This is a genomic window from Variovorax sp. GW821-FHT09D07 (assembly GCF_059416345.1).
Genome location: NZ_JBWKOY010000004.1, coordinates 553,945 through 567,106 on the forward strand (window position 1 = coordinate 553,945; position 13,162 = coordinate 567,106).

General features: G+C 68.6%; 11 protein-coding genes. 10 read left to right on the top strand and 1 reads right to left on the bottom strand.

Annotated elements, in window-relative coordinates:
- The first annotated feature begins 106 nt into the window (after window positions 1-106).
- The 5 genes from AC07OX_RS18245 (at window position 107) to AC07OX_RS18265 (ending at window position 5,974) form a co-directional block, all read left to right on the top strand.
- Window positions 107-2,014: a DEAD/DEAH box helicase gene (locus tag AC07OX_RS18245; protein ID WP_062475051.1), complete on the top strand. Its 1,908-nt coding sequence runs from the start codon at window positions 107-109 to the stop codon at window positions 2,012-2,014.
- Between the two features lie 217 nt (window positions 2,015-2,231).
- The gene (locus tag AC07OX_RS18250; RefSeq protein WP_495260970.1) at window positions 2,232-3,305 is read left to right on the top strand and encodes an NAD/NADP octopine/nopaline dehydrogenase family protein; all 1,074 of its coding nucleotides are present in this window, start codon (window positions 2,232-2,234) and stop codon (window positions 3,303-3,305) included.
- Window positions 3,295-4,299: a 3-hydroxybutyryl-CoA dehydrogenase gene (locus AC07OX_RS18255; protein WP_495260969.1), complete on the top strand. Its 1,005-nt coding sequence runs from the start codon at window positions 3,295-3,297 to the stop codon at window positions 4,297-4,299. The genes AC07OX_RS18250 and AC07OX_RS18255 overlap by 11 nt, the downstream gene beginning before the upstream one ends.
- On the top strand, window positions 4,296-5,099 hold the full coding sequence (locus AC07OX_RS18260; RefSeq protein WP_495260968.1) for an alpha/beta fold hydrolase: 804 nt from the start codon (window positions 4,296-4,298) through the stop codon (window positions 5,097-5,099). The genes AC07OX_RS18255 and AC07OX_RS18260 overlap by 4 nt, the downstream gene beginning before the upstream one ends.
- The gene (locus AC07OX_RS18265; protein ID WP_495260967.1) at window positions 5,096-5,974 is read left to right on the top strand and encodes a quinone oxidoreductase family protein; all 879 of its coding nucleotides are present in this window, start codon (window positions 5,096-5,098) and stop codon (window positions 5,972-5,974) included. The genes AC07OX_RS18260 and AC07OX_RS18265 overlap by 4 nt, the downstream gene beginning before the upstream one ends.
- A 14-nt stretch (window positions 5,975-5,988) precedes the next feature.
- Here AC07OX_RS18265 and AC07OX_RS18270 read toward each other — a convergent pair whose 3' ends face one another.
- The gene (locus tag AC07OX_RS18270) at window positions 5,989-6,465 is read right to left on the bottom strand and encodes a MarR family winged helix-turn-helix transcriptional regulator (RefSeq protein ID WP_062475035.1); all 477 of its coding nucleotides are present in this window, start codon (window positions 6,463-6,465) and stop codon (window positions 5,989-5,991) included.
- 144 nt (window positions 6,466-6,609) lie between these two features.
- Here AC07OX_RS18270 and AC07OX_RS18275 point away from each other — a divergent pair, with 144 nt between their 5' ends.
- From AC07OX_RS18275 to AC07OX_RS18295, 5 genes are read left to right on the top strand one after another with little or no spacing between them, the layout of a single operon-like run.
- A complete protein-coding gene (locus AC07OX_RS18275; protein ID WP_495260966.1) occupies window positions 6,610-8,802 on the top strand; it encodes a thiamine pyrophosphate-dependent enzyme in 2,193 nt (730 codons plus the stop codon).
- Window positions 8,803-8,806: 4 nt separating this feature from the next.
- On the top strand, window positions 8,807-10,312 hold the full coding sequence (locus tag AC07OX_RS18280) for an indolepyruvate oxidoreductase subunit beta family protein (protein ID WP_495260965.1): 1,506 nt from the start codon (window positions 8,807-8,809) through the stop codon (window positions 10,310-10,312).
- 13 nt (window positions 10,313-10,325) lie between these two features.
- Window positions 10,326-11,312 carry a PDR/VanB family oxidoreductase gene (locus tag AC07OX_RS18285; protein WP_495260964.1) on the top strand — a complete coding sequence of 329 codons (987 nt, stop codon included), beginning with the start codon at window positions 10,326-10,328 and terminating at the stop codon, window positions 11,310-11,312.
- Window positions 11,313-11,344: 32 nt separating this feature from the next.
- Complete coding sequence (locus AC07OX_RS18290; RefSeq protein WP_095746383.1) at window positions 11,345-12,658, top strand: aromatic ring-hydroxylating dioxygenase subunit alpha; 1,314 nt, start codon at window positions 11,345-11,347, stop codon at window positions 12,656-12,658.
- Window positions 12,658-13,155, top strand: coding sequence for an aromatic-ring-hydroxylating dioxygenase subunit beta (locus tag AC07OX_RS18295; RefSeq protein ID WP_495260963.1), 498 nt, complete (start codon window positions 12,658-12,660; stop codon window positions 13,153-13,155). Before AC07OX_RS18290 ends, AC07OX_RS18295 begins: the two co-directional genes overlap by 1 nt.
- Window positions 13,156-13,162: the final 7 nt, after the last annotated feature.

Below are 13,162 nucleotides of genomic sequence, written 5' to 3' on the forward strand. Positions count from 1 at the left end.
GCAGCCTCCGACGAAAGCCGGAAGTTGAATGTCGTTGGATGGTTGATGTTTTTAACCACCAACGGGGCGCCGCCTACGGCAGCGCTCGCGTTTGAGATTGATATTCATGACCGACGCTTTTGAAGCGCAGGGCGAACTCGCGCCTGTGCAATCCGCTACCCATAACGAATTCACCGCTGTCGCGGACACCGTGTCCGAGGCCCCGATCCTCGACGCACTGGACGCCGCAGCCCCCGAGGCCGCCGAAGCCGAAGCGCCTGCCGCGCCCAACGGTTTCATCAAGCTGGGCCTCGCCCCCGAACTGATCGCCGCCGTGGCCGACATGGGTTTCACCCAGCCGACCACCGTGCAGGAAAAGGTCGTGCCGATCGCCATGGGCGAAGCCGGTTCGGCCCGTTTCGTCGACCTGATGGTGTCCAGCCAGACCGGCTCGGGCAAGACCGCCGCCTTCCTGCTGCCCGTGCTGCACACGCTGATCAAGCGCCAGGCCGAGGCCGAAGCCGAAGCCAAGGCCGAGTTCCAGCGCTTGGCCGCTGAAGCCGCTGCCCGTGGCGAAGCGCCGCTCAAGAAGCCCAAGCGCAAGGACCCGACCAACGCCCGTCATTTCAAGGCCGCCACCCCCGGCGCCCTGATCCTGTGCCCGACGCGCGAACTCGCGCAGCAGGTTGCACACGACGCCATCGAACTGGTTCGCCATTGCCGCGGCCTGCGCGTCGCCAACGTGGTGGGCGGCATGCCTTACCAGCTGCAGATCGCCAAGCTGCAGAACGCCGACCTCGTGGTCGCCACGCCGGGCCGCCTGCTCGACCTGCAGCGCTCGCAGCAGCTCAAGCTCGACCAGGTCAAGTTCCTGGTCGTCGACGAAGCCGACCGCATGCTCGACCTCGGCTTTGCCGACGACCTGGCTGAAGTCAACCAGCTCACCATCGAGCGCCAGCAGACCATGATGTTCAGCGCCACCTTCGCGCCGCGCATCCAGCAGCTGGCCCAGCGCGTCATGCGCGAGCCGCAGCGCATCACCATCGACAGCCCGCAAGAAAAGCACGCCAACATCAAGCAGTCGCTGTACTGGGCCGACAACAGCCAGCACAAGCGCAAGCTGCTCGACCACTGGCTGCGCGACACCAGCATCAACCAGGCGATCGTGTTCGCCAGCACGCAAGTCGAGTGCGACGGCCTCGCCAACGACCTGCAGCAAGAAGGCTTCAGCGCCGTTGCGCTGCACGGCGCCCTGAGCCAGGGCCTGCGCAACCGCCGCCTGATGGCACTGCGCCAGGGCCAGGTGCAGATCCTGGTGGCCACCGACGTTGCCGCCCGCGGCATCGACGTGCCGACCATCACCCACGTCTTCAACTTCGGCCTGCCGATGAAGGCCGAGGACTACACCCACCGCATCGGCCGCACCGGCCGTGCCGGCCGCGATGGCCTGGCCATCACGTTCGCCGAGTTCCGCGATCGCCGCAAGATCATGGACATCGAGCACTACAGCCGCCAGCAGTTCAAGGCGGAAGTGGTGGCCGGCCTCGAGCCGCAACAGCGCATGCCGCAATCGCGTCCCCCGATGGGCGAGTACCGCGGCGGCCGCGGCGACAACTTCTCGCGCGATCGCAAGTTCGGCAACGGCGGTGCGGGCGGCGGCGGTGGCTACCGCGGCAACAACAACGGTGGCGGCTATGCCGGCGCCAGCGGCTTCAACGACCGCAATTCGCGCGGCCCGGCCCAGGGCCAAGGCCCGCGCGGCTTCCAGGGCGGCCAGAACGCCGGCTTCGGCGGCGGCCGTGACGAAGGCGGCAACGGCGGCGGCTACGGTCGCAAGCCGGGTTGGGGCGACAGCGCCCCGCGCGGTGGCCACGGCCATGGCGGCGGTCGCGGCGACGGCGGTTTCGCACCCCGTGAAGGCTTTGCACCCCGCGAAGGTTTCGCACCGCGCGGCAACGGCGCCGGTCACGGCGGCCCGGGCAAGGTGTTCGTGCCCCGCGACGCGCAAAAGCGCGCGTTCAAGCCCAGCCGCTGATCGCCCCCGCAAGCGGTCCTGAAAAGGGCTGCTTCCCTCTCAAAAAGCCCGCGCTTCTCACGAACGCGGGCTTTTTCGTTGTCGGGTTTCCGAGCAGTCCGGCGCCCATGAAGTTGGTTGACACCTGAATCGATGAAAAGTAATGTAATAGCGCATTGCTTCTCCCCGGTCCGTTCGCGGCTGCCGGTTCATCGACACCTGTTCTCGACTTTCGATCATGAAAATTGCGATTCTTGGGGGTGGTCACGGCGCCTATGCGGCCGCCGCGGACCTGTCTGAAACCGGCCATGAAGTGCGCCTCTGGCGCCGCGACGCGGCGGCGCTCGAACCGGTCGTGCGCGCCGGCGCGATCACGCTGAAGGATGCGAACGGCGCGCGCGAGGTGCCCATTGCCCTTGCCACCGCCGACATAGGCGCCGCGCTGAAGGGCGCCGAACTCATCGTCATTCCCACGCCCGCCATCGCCCAGCACGACATCGCGCTGGCCATGGCGCCGCACCTGGTCGACGGCCAGGTCGTCTTCCTGCCGCCGGGCACCTTCGGCAGCTACGTGATGGCGCAGGCGGTGCAGGCCACCGGCAACCGCGCCGACGTGGCCTGGGCCGAGACCGGCACCTTGCCCTACCTTGCGCGCAAGCACGGCGAGCGCGAGGTCAACGTCACCATCCGCGCGATCCGCCTGCCCACCGGCGTCTATCCGGCGCGCAAGGAGGCGCAGGCCATCGAGGTGATCCGCCGCGCCTACCCGGCCGTGCACGGCTGCGGCGATGCGCTCTCTGGCGCGCTGATGAACGCCGGCCCCGTCATCCACCCGCCGCTGATGGTGATGAACGCCGCGCCGCTGCAGCACTTCGAGCGCTGGGACATCCACAACGAAGGCACGCAGCGCGCCGTGCGCGACGTGACCGACCGGCTCGACCTCGAGCGCATGGCCGTGCGCGAGGCCTTCGGGCAGGGCGCGCCGCACTATCCGCTGGCCGACCACTACAACAACGACCAGTGGATGTACGGCGACGCGCACAAGCAGCTCGTCAAGTCGGGCGACTGGCGCGAGAACATCGACCTGCACACGCACCGCTACATCACCGAAGACACCGAGCTCGGCCTGGCCTTCCTGGCCTCGGCAGCGCGCCATGCGGGCGTCGATGCGCCCATCGCCCACGGCCTGCTGGCCATCGTCGGTGGCTTCCTCGGGCGCGACCTGCGCCAGGGTCCGCGCACTTTCGAGAGCCTGGGCCTGGCCAGCCTGAGCGCAGCCCAGCTCAAGCAGAGGCTGCACGATGGCGAATGAGCCCGCGCCGCCGCGCTTTGCCGCCGTGGGCGCCGGCCGCATGGGGCGCGGCATCGCCATCGCGTTCGCCTATGCGGGCCACCGGATTTCGCTGATCGACCTGCGCCCGCGCGCGCCCGAGGCCTGGCAGCGCTTGCGCGACGAGGCGCAGGCGGAAATCGCAGCAAGCCTTTCGGGCCTTGCGCAGCTCGGCGTGATCGATGCCTCGCAGGTCGAGCGCATCGCCGCGCGCGTGGACTTCGTGAATGCAGCAGAAGCACCGCGCGCATTGGCCGCTGCCGAGCTCGTGTTCGAAGGCGTGCCCGAAACCATGGAGGCCAAGCGCGAGGCCTTCGAGCACCTCAACCGCCATTGCCGCGACGACGCGATCCTCACCTCGACCACCAGCAGCATCCTCGTGACGCAGCTGGCCGCGCTGGTGCGCCGGCCCGAGCGCTTCCTGAACATGCACTGGCTCAATCCGGCCTACGTGATTCCCGTGGTCGAACTGAGCTGCCACCCCGGCACCGACACCGGCGTGCTCGCACGCACGAAGGCACTGATGGAGGCCATCGGCAAGCTGCCCGTGGTCTGTGGCGCATCGCCCGGCTACATCGTGCCGCGTCTGCAGGCGCTCGTGATGAACGAGGCGGCCCGCATGATAGAAGAAGGCGCTGCCACAGCGGAAGAAATCGACAAGGCCACGCGCTACGGCCTGGGTCTGCGCTTCGCGGCGCTCGGCGTGGTCGAGTTCATCGACTTCGGCGGCTGCGACATCCTGCACCACGCGAGCCGCGAGATGTCGGCCTCGCTCGACGCGGGGCGCTACACCGCGCCGGCCATCGTCGGGCGCATGGTTGAGGAGGGCCGGCTCGGGCTCAAGAGCGGCAGCGGCTTCTACGACTACGCGGGCCGCGACACCGCCGCCTACCGGCGCGACGTGCTCTCGCGCACGCTCGGCGAGCTCAAGCACGCCGGCCTGTGGCGCGCGGCGGCCGACGAGACGCTGTCATGACGATCCGCCGCGCCTTCGCCGACCTGTCGGTGGGGCAGGTGCATCACGCCATGTGCGGCGATGCGCAGGCACCGGCCGTGCTGCTGCTGCACCAGTCGCCGCGCAGCTGGGCCGAGTACCGCGAGGTGCTGCCGCTGATCGCCGGCGCGGGCTACCGCGTCATCGCCATGGACACGGCGGGCTTCGGCGATTCGGCCGACGGCGGCGTGCCCGCGAGCATTGCGCAGTGGGCGCGCGTGGCGTGCGAGCTGCTCGACGCGCTCGGCATCGCGCAGGCCGACGTGGTGGGGCACCACACCGGCGGCGTGATCGCGATCGAGCTGGCCGCGGCGTTTCCTGAACGCGTGCGCAGCCTCGTGCTGTCGTCCACGCCGTACACCGACGAGGTGTTTCGCCGCGCCCGCGCGCAGCGTCCGCCCATCGACGAAGTGGCGCCCAGCGACGATGGCAGTCACCTCGCCGCGCTGTGGCAGAAGCGGCAGGCCTTCTATCCGCCGGGACGTCCCGACCTGCTCGAGGCCTTTGTGCGCGATGCGATGAAGGTGGGTCACCGTGTCGAAGAAGGGCATCGCGCCGTGGCCTCGTACCGCATGGAAGACCGCATCGGCCGCGTCGCGCAGCCGACGCTCATCGTGCGCGCCACGCTCGACCCGTTTGCCGCACCGCATGCGGCAGAGCTGCAGCATCACCTGCCGCAGGCGCGCATCGTCGACATCGACGGCGGCATGGTGCCCTTGCCCGACCAGATGCCCGAGGCCTTCGCGCGCACGGTGCTCGACTTTCTGGCGACACGGCCATGAAGGCCGTTCGCATCCATGGCTTCGATGCGGTGCCGGTGCTCGAAGACGTGGCCGACCCCGTGGCGCGACCCGGCCGCACCCTTGTGCGCATGCAGGCCGCCACCGTCGGCCACATCGACCGCACCGTGTGGCAGGGCCGCTTCCTGCGGCATCCGCCGTTGCCGTACACGCCGGGCGTGGAAGCCGCGGGCGCTGTCGTCGCGAGCGAGCGATATGCCGAGGGGCAACGCGTGTGGTTGCGTGGCAGCGGCTTGGGCACGCTGTTCGACGGCACGTGGTGCGAGCTGATCGATGCGCCTGACGACGCACTTGGTGTGTTGCCCGATGCTGTGCCGATGGCGCTCGGCGCAGCGTTCTTCTCGCCCACCACGTCGGCCTGGGTCGCCTTGCATGAGGTCGCCCGATTGAAGCCTGGAGAGCAAGTGTTGGTGACGGGCGCAAGCGGCGCGGTGGGTTCGTTGGTGATGCAGCTGGCACGCGATGCAGGCTGCACCGCAACGCCTGTCGATCCAAAGGCCGCACCGCCTGAAGCCGCCAGCGCCGACCTGCTCATCGACACCGTCGGCGGCGACGTGCTCGCGGCGGCCTTGCCTGCCGTGCGCCCCGGCGGCCGCGCCGTGCTGGTCGGCTACACCGCGGGCCCGACGCTGCAGCTGGACATCGCGCACTTCCTGCAGCGCGACGTGGCGCTGCTGCCGCTCAACATGTTCCGGCGCGAAGCCGCAGGCCGCGCAGCCGCTCCAGAGTTGCTTGCGCGCCTGGCCGACGGCCGACTGCACCTCGACGTGCAGCCCTTCGCGCTCGCCGATGCAGCCCTCGCGCTCGACTGGATCGCGCAACGCGGCCATCGCGGCCGAGCCGTGCTCGTGCCCTAGCCCGGCCCCGCGCTTCAGTCTTCGTCCGGCACCTCGACCGGCACATGCACATGCAGGTCGATCATCTGCCGCAGCGTCTGCTTGAGCTCTTCGGCGCGTCGCAGGCCGAAGGGTTCGAGCACGCGGCGCTCGTGCTCGCGCGCCAGTTCCATCAGGTGCTCGACCGCCTTCAGCCCCGCGGGCGTGATGCGCACCAGCGTGATGCGGCGATCACTTTCATGGGGCAGGCGCTCGACCTGGCCGCGCGCTTCCATGCGGTCGAGCAGCCGCGTCACGGTCGGCTGCTTGGTCACCGTGACCTGTGCGAGCTGGCCGATGCTGACCGCGTCGCTGCCTGCCAGCGACGCCATCACGCGCCACTCCGACACCGAAAAACCCTGCTGCCGCGCCACCTCGTGGAACTCCGAAGAGATCAGCTGGCTGGCCTGCGCGAGCAACGCGGGCAGGTAGTCATCGACGAAGCGATGCGTTTCCTTGGATGGTTCAGACATGAAGGCGCCTCCTGTTTGCCGCAGGCATGCGGATTGCATGGCTAGGGTAATTCATGATTGTGGATACATTCATTTCTAAACATTATAGGAACCGTGATGTGACCCCGGGGCCGCATCCTCCCACGAGAAAGAAGAAGGACATCCATGGCTGAGCGTTCGTTCGTCGAAGAAGTCAAGAAGCTGCGACTTACTGGTGGAGAAGTGTTCCGTGGCGAAGGCATTCTGGCCGTCACCAAGGCCCTGCTGGAGTCGGGGGTGTCGTACGTGGCGGGCTACCAGGGCGCGCCCATCTCGCACCTGATGGACGTGCTGGCCGACGCGCAAGACATCCTGGCCGACCACGGCATCCGCTTCGAGAACAGCGCCAGCGAAGCCACTGCTGCCGCCACGCTGGCTGCTTCCGTCAACTATCCGCTGCGCGGCGCTGTGACCTTCAAGGCGACCGTGGGCACCAACGTGGCGTCCGATGCGCTGGCCAACCTGGCCTCGGGCGGTGTCACCGGCGGCGCACTCATCATCGTGGGCGAGGACTACGGCGAAGGCTCGTCGATCATGCAGGAGCGCAGCCATGCGTTCGCCATGAAGTCGCAGATCTGGCTGCTCGATCCGCGGCCCAACCTGCCGAGCATCGTCGATGCAGTGAAGACCGGCTTCGACCTCTCCGAGGCCAGTAACACGCCCGTGATGCTGCAGCTGCGCATCCGCGCCTGCCACGTGCACGGCCACTTCATCGCCGGCGACAACAAGCGCGCCAAGTTCACGCTGAAGGAAGCGCTGGAGAACCCGCAGCGCGACGTCAGCCGCATCGTGCTGCCGCCCGCGAGCTTCGTGCATGAGCAAGAGAAGGTGAAAGACCGCTGGCCCGCCGCCGTGCGCTTCATCGAGGAGCGCCAGCTCAACGAGTTCTTCTCGGCCGATGCCGACGACATCGGCATCATCGTGCAGGGCGGCAGCTACAACACGCTGCTGCGTGCGCTCGAACGCCTGGGCCTGGCCGACGTGTACGGCGAGACCCGCGTGCCGCTGTACGTGATGAACGTGGCCTATCCCGTCATCGAGAGCGAAGTCATCCGCTTCTGCGAAGGCAAGCGCGCCGTGCTCATCGTGGAAGAAGGCCAGCCCAATTTCGTCGAGCAGAACCTCGCGACCATCCTGCGCCAGGCCGGCTCCACCACCGCGCTGCACGGCAAGGACATGCTGCCTGTGGCCGGCGAGTACACGACGCTCGAACTGCTCAAGGGCACGCGCGCCTTCTGCGAGCGCTACGAACGCCTCGCGCCGCTGCCCGTGCCCGTACCGGTGCGCAAGGTGATCCCGCTGAAGGAAGTGGCGGCCATCGGCGTCGACGATGCACCCGAGCCCGCGCAGCCGTCGAGCGCGCTCGGCGATGTGGTGCATTCGCGCCCGCCGGGTTTCTGTACCGGCTGCCCCGAGCGCCCGATCTTCAGCGCCATGAAGCTGGTCGAGCGCGAACTCGGTGCGCACCACGTGAGCGCCGACATCGGCTGCCACCTGTTCTCGATCCTGCCGCCGTTCAACATCGGCAACACGACGATGGGCTACGGCCTCGGCGGCGCGGGCGCTTCGGCACTCAACGCACCGGCCGGCAAGCGCGCGATCTCGATGATGGGCGACGGTGGCTTCTGGCACAACGGCCTGACGAGCGGCGTGGCCAACGCGGTCTTCAACAAGAGCGACAACCTCACCATCATTGTCGACAACAACTACACCTCGGCCACGGGCGGGCAGGACATCCTCTCGTCGACCGCCGTCAACAAGACGCGCAGCACCGGCCACGAGATCGAACGCGCCGTGCGCGGCGTGGGCGTCGAATGGGTGAAGACGATGCGCCGCACCTACGACGTCGCCGGCATGCGCGATGCGCTGAAAGACGCACTCACCACCACGAAGAAGGGCCCCAAGGTCCTCATCGCCCAGTCGGAGTGCATGCTCAACAAGCAGCGGCGCGAGAAGCCGCTGGTGCGCAAGGCCATCGCCGACGGCAAGCGCATGGTGCGCGACAAGTTCGGCGTCGACGCCGACACCTGCACCGGCGACCACTCGTGCATCCGCCTGTCGGGCTGCCCCTCGCTCTCGATCAAGCCCAACCCCGACCCGCTGCGCGTCGACCCCGTTGCCACCGTGCTCGACAGCTGCGTGGGCTGCGGCAACTGCGGCGACGTCTCGCACGCCGCCGTGCTCTGCCCCTCGTTCTACAAGGCGCAGGTCGTGAGCAACCCGACCGCCTGGGACCGCTTCCGCCAGCGCGTGCGCACCACCGTCATCGGCTGGCTGCAGCGCGGCGATGCGCGCCGCCGCGACGCCTATGCCTTCTGACGCCATGACGAACAAGGTTCAACCGATAAAGATTGCCATCCTCGCCATGGGCGGGGAGGGCGGCGGCGTGCTCGCCGACTGGATCGTTGACATGGGCGAGGCCAACGGCTACGTCGCCCAGACCACCTCCGTGCCGGGCGTGGCCCAGCGCACCGGCGCGACCATCTACTACGTCGAGCTGTACCCCGACGCGCAGGCGCAGTCCGACGGCGGTCGCCCCGTGCTCGCGCTGATGCCGCTGCCGGGCGACGTCGACGTGGTGCTCGCCTCCGAGCTCATGGAAGCCGGCCGCGCGGTGCAGCGCGGGCTGGTCACGCGCGACCGCACCACGCTCATTGCCTCCACGCACCGCGTCTTCTCCATCGCCGAAAAGAGCGCCATGGGCGACGGCCGTGTCGACAGCGAGCAACTGCTCGCCCACACCGCGCGCGCCGCCAAGCGCTTCATCCGCTTCGACATGGCGCAGGCCGCCGAAGCCTCGGGCAGCGTGATCAGCGCCGTGCTGTTCGGCACGCTCGCGGGCTCGGGCGTGCTGCCGTTCGGCCGCGCGCAGTTCGAAGCCACCATCGAGCGCGGCGGCGTGGGCGTGAAGCCCAGCCTCAAGGCCTTCGGTGCAGCATTCGATCGCGCGCAGGACGGCGACGACGGCGAACCCGCCAAGGTCGCACCGGCCGCCACGCCCGCACCGCAGCCGCGCCACCCGGCCGTGCGCGCGCTGGTCGAACGCGTGCAGCGCGACTTTCCGCTGCCCGCGCACGACTTCCTGCTCGAAGGCGTGCGCCGCCTCATCGACTACCAGGACCTGGCCTACGCCGGCCTGTACCTCGACCGCATGGCCGCTGTGGCCAAGCTCCCCGACGACGCCCACCGCCTGCTGCGCGAAACCGCGCGCCACCTGGCGCTGTGGATGTCCTACGAAGACACGGCCCGCGTCGCCGCCCTGAAGACCCGCGCCACCCGCTTCGAGCGCGTGCACGGCGAGGCCGGCGTGCAGCCAGGCCAGCTGCTCGCCATCCACGAGTACATGCACCCGCGCCTGCAGGAAATCTGCGAGACGCTGCCCGGCGGCCTCGGCCGCTGGCTCATGCACTCCACGGTGCCCAAGAAGATCGTCGAGCGCTTCACGCAGCACGGCCGCGTGATCCACACCAGCTCGCTGCGCGGCTACCTGATGCTGCGCATGGTCGCGGCCTGCAAGGGCTGGCGCCGCTCGACGATGCGCTACGCCGACGAAAACCGCCGCATCGAGGAATGGCTGCAACGCATCGCCGCCACCGCGCCACGCAACCCCGCGCTCGCCGTCGAGCTTGCCCAGTGCCAGCGCCTGGTCAAGGGCTACAGCGACACGCACGAACGCGGCCTGCGCAACTACGACACCGTGATGCGCGCGTTCGAACGTGCGGGTGCCGCGCTGGCGCCCGCCACCCTGCGCGAACTGCGCGACGCGGCGCTCGCCGACGAACACGGCCACAAGCTGCAGGCCGCGCTGGTGCAGCACGCCTTGGCCTGAAGGGACCCGAACCATGACCGCCCCCACGCTCCAGCTTCGCGTCGCCGAAGCGCGCGCCCTCAACCCGTTGATCCGCCTGCTGCGCCTGCGCGCCGAAGACGGCCGCGCGCTGCCCGGCTTCGCCGCCGGCGCGCACATCCGCGTGCAGGTGACGCTGGCTGACGGCACCACCGACTGGCGCCACTACTCGCTCATCAACTTCGCGACCGAGCGCAACGCCACCAACGCCCCCACCGACTACGTGATCGCCGTGCGCAAGGAGGCCGAAGGCCGCGGCGGCTCGCGCTTCATGCACGAAGGTCTGGCCGAGGGCAGCGTGCTCACCATCGAGCCGCCGAAGAACGACTTTCCGCTGCACACCGGCCCCGGCGGCACGGTGCTGGTGGCCGGCGGCATCGGCGTGACGCCGCTCGCGTCGATGGCCGCGCGCCGCCGCGCCGAAGGCGCTGCCGTTCGCATGCACTACGCCGGCCGCAGCCGCGACCTGATGGCCTTCCTGCCCGAGCTGCAGGCGCTGCTGGGCGACGACCTGCGCGTGCATGCCGACGCCGAGGCCGGCGCGCCGCTGGACATCGACGCGCTGCTCGACGCCGTGCCCGCCGGCGACCGCCTCTACGTCTGCGGCCCCAAGGTCATGCTCGACGCCGTGCTCGCGCGCACCCAGGCCCGCGGCTGGGAGCATGACCGCGTGCACTTCGAGCTCTTCACCGAACCCGTCGTGGAGGAGGGCGACCAGCCCTTCGAGGTGGAACTCGCCCAGTCGGGCCAGCGCTTCACCGTGCCGGTCGGCCAGAGCATCCTCGATTGCCTCATCGAGCACGGCTGCGACCCGATGTTCGATTGCAAGCGCGGTGAATGCGGCGTGTGCGCCGTGCCCGTGATCGAGGGCGAGATCGACCACCGCGACTACGTGCTCACCGCCCGCGAGAAGGCGGAAGGCACCGTCATGCAGATCTGCATCTCGCGCGCCAAGGGAGCGCGCCTGGTGCTCGACCTCTGAGAAAAGCCAGCCAGGAAGGAGCCAGGAGAACCATGCCTTCGTACCGAGACAACCCCGATGCCGTTCGCGCGCTCGTGCAGAACGACCGCGTGCACCGCGACCTGTACACCAGCCAGGAGCTCTTCGAGCTGGAGCAGGAGCACTTCTTCGCCAACACCTGGAACTACGTCGGCCACGAGAGCCAGCTGCCGAAGTCGGGCGACTGGATCACCAACGAGATCGCGGGCCGCCCGCTGATCGTCGTGCGCCACAGCGACGGCAGCGTGCGCGTCATGATGAACCGCTGCGCCCACAAGGGCTCGCGCCTGGTGAACGGGCCCTGCGGCAACACCGGCAAGTTCTTTCGTTGCCCGTACCACGCCTGGACCTTCAAGACCGACGGCGCGCCGCTGGCCATTCCACTGAAGACCGGCTACGAGCACACGCAGCTGCACGAGTGCGAATCGGGCAAGGGCCTCACCCCCGTGAAGCACGTGCGCAGCCACCGCGGCTTCATCTTCGTGAAGATCAACGACGCGGGCCCCGACTTCGACGAGTATTTCGGCGACTCGCTGAGTTCCATCGACAACATGGCCGACCGCTCGCCCGAGGGAGAGCTCGAAATCGCCGGCGGCTGCCTGCGCTTCATGCACCAGTGCAACTGGAAGATGTTCGTCGAGAACCTCAACGACACCATGCACCCCATGGTGGCGCACGAGTCGTCGGCCGGCACCGCCAAGCGCATGTGGGCCGACAAGCCCGAGGACGAGCCCAAGCCCATGGCCGTGGAGCAGTTCGTGCCCTTCATGTCCGACTACAAGTTCTTCGAGGACATGGGCATCCGCACGTATGACCACGGCCACAGCTTCACGGGCGTGCACTTCAGCATCCACAGCAAGTACAAGGCGATTCCCGAATACGACGACGCCATGAAGGCGCGCTACGGCGAAGAGAAGACGGCGCAGATCCTGGGCATGGCGCGGCACAACACCGTGTACTACCCGAACCTCACGATCAAGGGCGCGATCCAGGCGATCCGCGTGGTCAAGCCCATCTCGGCCGACAAGACCCTCATCGAGAGCTGGACCTTCCGCCTCAAGGGCGCGCCGCCCGAGCTGCTGCAGCGCACCACCATGTACAACCGCCTCATCAACTCGCCGTTCTCGGTGGTGGGCCACGACGACCTGCAGGCCTACCGCGGCATGCAGGCCGGCCTGCACGCCAGCGGCAACGAGTGGGTGAGCCTGCACCGCGACTACGACGAATCGGAGTTGAAGGGCGGCGAGATCACCACGGGCGGCACCAACGAGCTGCCCATGCGCAACCAATATCGAAGCTGGGTGCAGCGCATGACGGAGACGATGTAATGGCCGCCGTCGACATCACCCGGATCACCCGCCAGGACCTCGTCGACTTCGTCGTCAACGAGGCGCGCCTGCTCGACACCCGCCGGTACGAGGAATGGAACGCGCTCTTCACCGACGACGCGTTCTACTGGATTCCGCTCGTGCCCGAGCAGGAAGACGGCCTCAACCACACCTCGCACCTGTACGAGGACAAGCTGCTGCGCGAGCTGCGCATCGAGCGCCTGAAGAGCCCGCGCGCGTTCTCGCAGCAGCCGCAAAGCCGCTGCCACCATCTGCTGCAGGTGCCCGTGGTCGAGACCTTCGACACCGAGGGCCAGCGCTTCGTGGTGCGCACCGAATTCCACTACACCGAGTCGCAGGGCGACGAACTGCAGTTCTACGTCGGCACCTTCTTCCACCACCTCACGGTGCAGGACGGCGCGCTGCGCATGACACTCAAGCGCGTCGACCTGCTCAACTGCGACGCGGCGCTTCCGGCCGTGCAGCTCTTCATCTGACAGGGAC

Excerpts from the sequence above, each read along its gene's own strand:
- AC07OX_RS18260 (WP_495260968.1), top strand. The coding sequence starts at position 4,296 with ATGACGATCCGCCGCGCCTTCGCCGACCTGTCGGTGGGGCAGGTGCAT.
- AC07OX_RS18295 (WP_495260963.1), top strand. The coding sequence starts at position 12,658 with ATGGCCGCCGTCGACATCACCCGGATCACCCGCCAGGACCTCGTCGAC.
- AC07OX_RS18270 (WP_062475035.1), bottom strand. The coding sequence starts at position 6,465 with ATGTCTGAACCATCCAAGGAAACGCATCGCTTCGTCGATGACTACCTG.
- AC07OX_RS18265 (WP_495260967.1), top strand. The coding sequence starts at position 5,096 with ATGAAGGCCGTTCGCATCCATGGCTTCGATGCGGTGCCGGTGCTCGAA.
- AC07OX_RS18285 (WP_495260964.1), top strand. The coding sequence starts at position 10,326 with ATGACCGCCCCCACGCTCCAGCTTCGCGTCGCCGAAGCGCGCGCCCTC.
- AC07OX_RS18245 (WP_062475051.1), top strand. The coding sequence starts at position 107 with ATGACCGACGCTTTTGAAGCGCAGGGCGAACTCGCGCCTGTGCAATCC.
- AC07OX_RS18290 (WP_095746383.1), top strand. The coding sequence starts at position 11,345 with ATGCCTTCGTACCGAGACAACCCCGATGCCGTTCGCGCGCTCGTGCAG.
- AC07OX_RS18255 (WP_495260969.1), top strand. The coding sequence starts at position 3,295 with ATGGCGAATGAGCCCGCGCCGCCGCGCTTTGCCGCCGTGGGCGCCGGC.
- AC07OX_RS18280 (WP_495260965.1), top strand. The coding sequence starts at position 8,807 with ATGACGAACAAGGTTCAACCGATAAAGATTGCCATCCTCGCCATGGGC.
- AC07OX_RS18275 (WP_495260966.1), top strand. The coding sequence starts at position 6,610 with ATGGCTGAGCGTTCGTTCGTCGAAGAAGTCAAGAAGCTGCGACTTACT.
- AC07OX_RS18250 (WP_495260970.1), top strand. The coding sequence starts at position 2,232 with ATGAAAATTGCGATTCTTGGGGGTGGTCACGGCGCCTATGCGGCCGCC.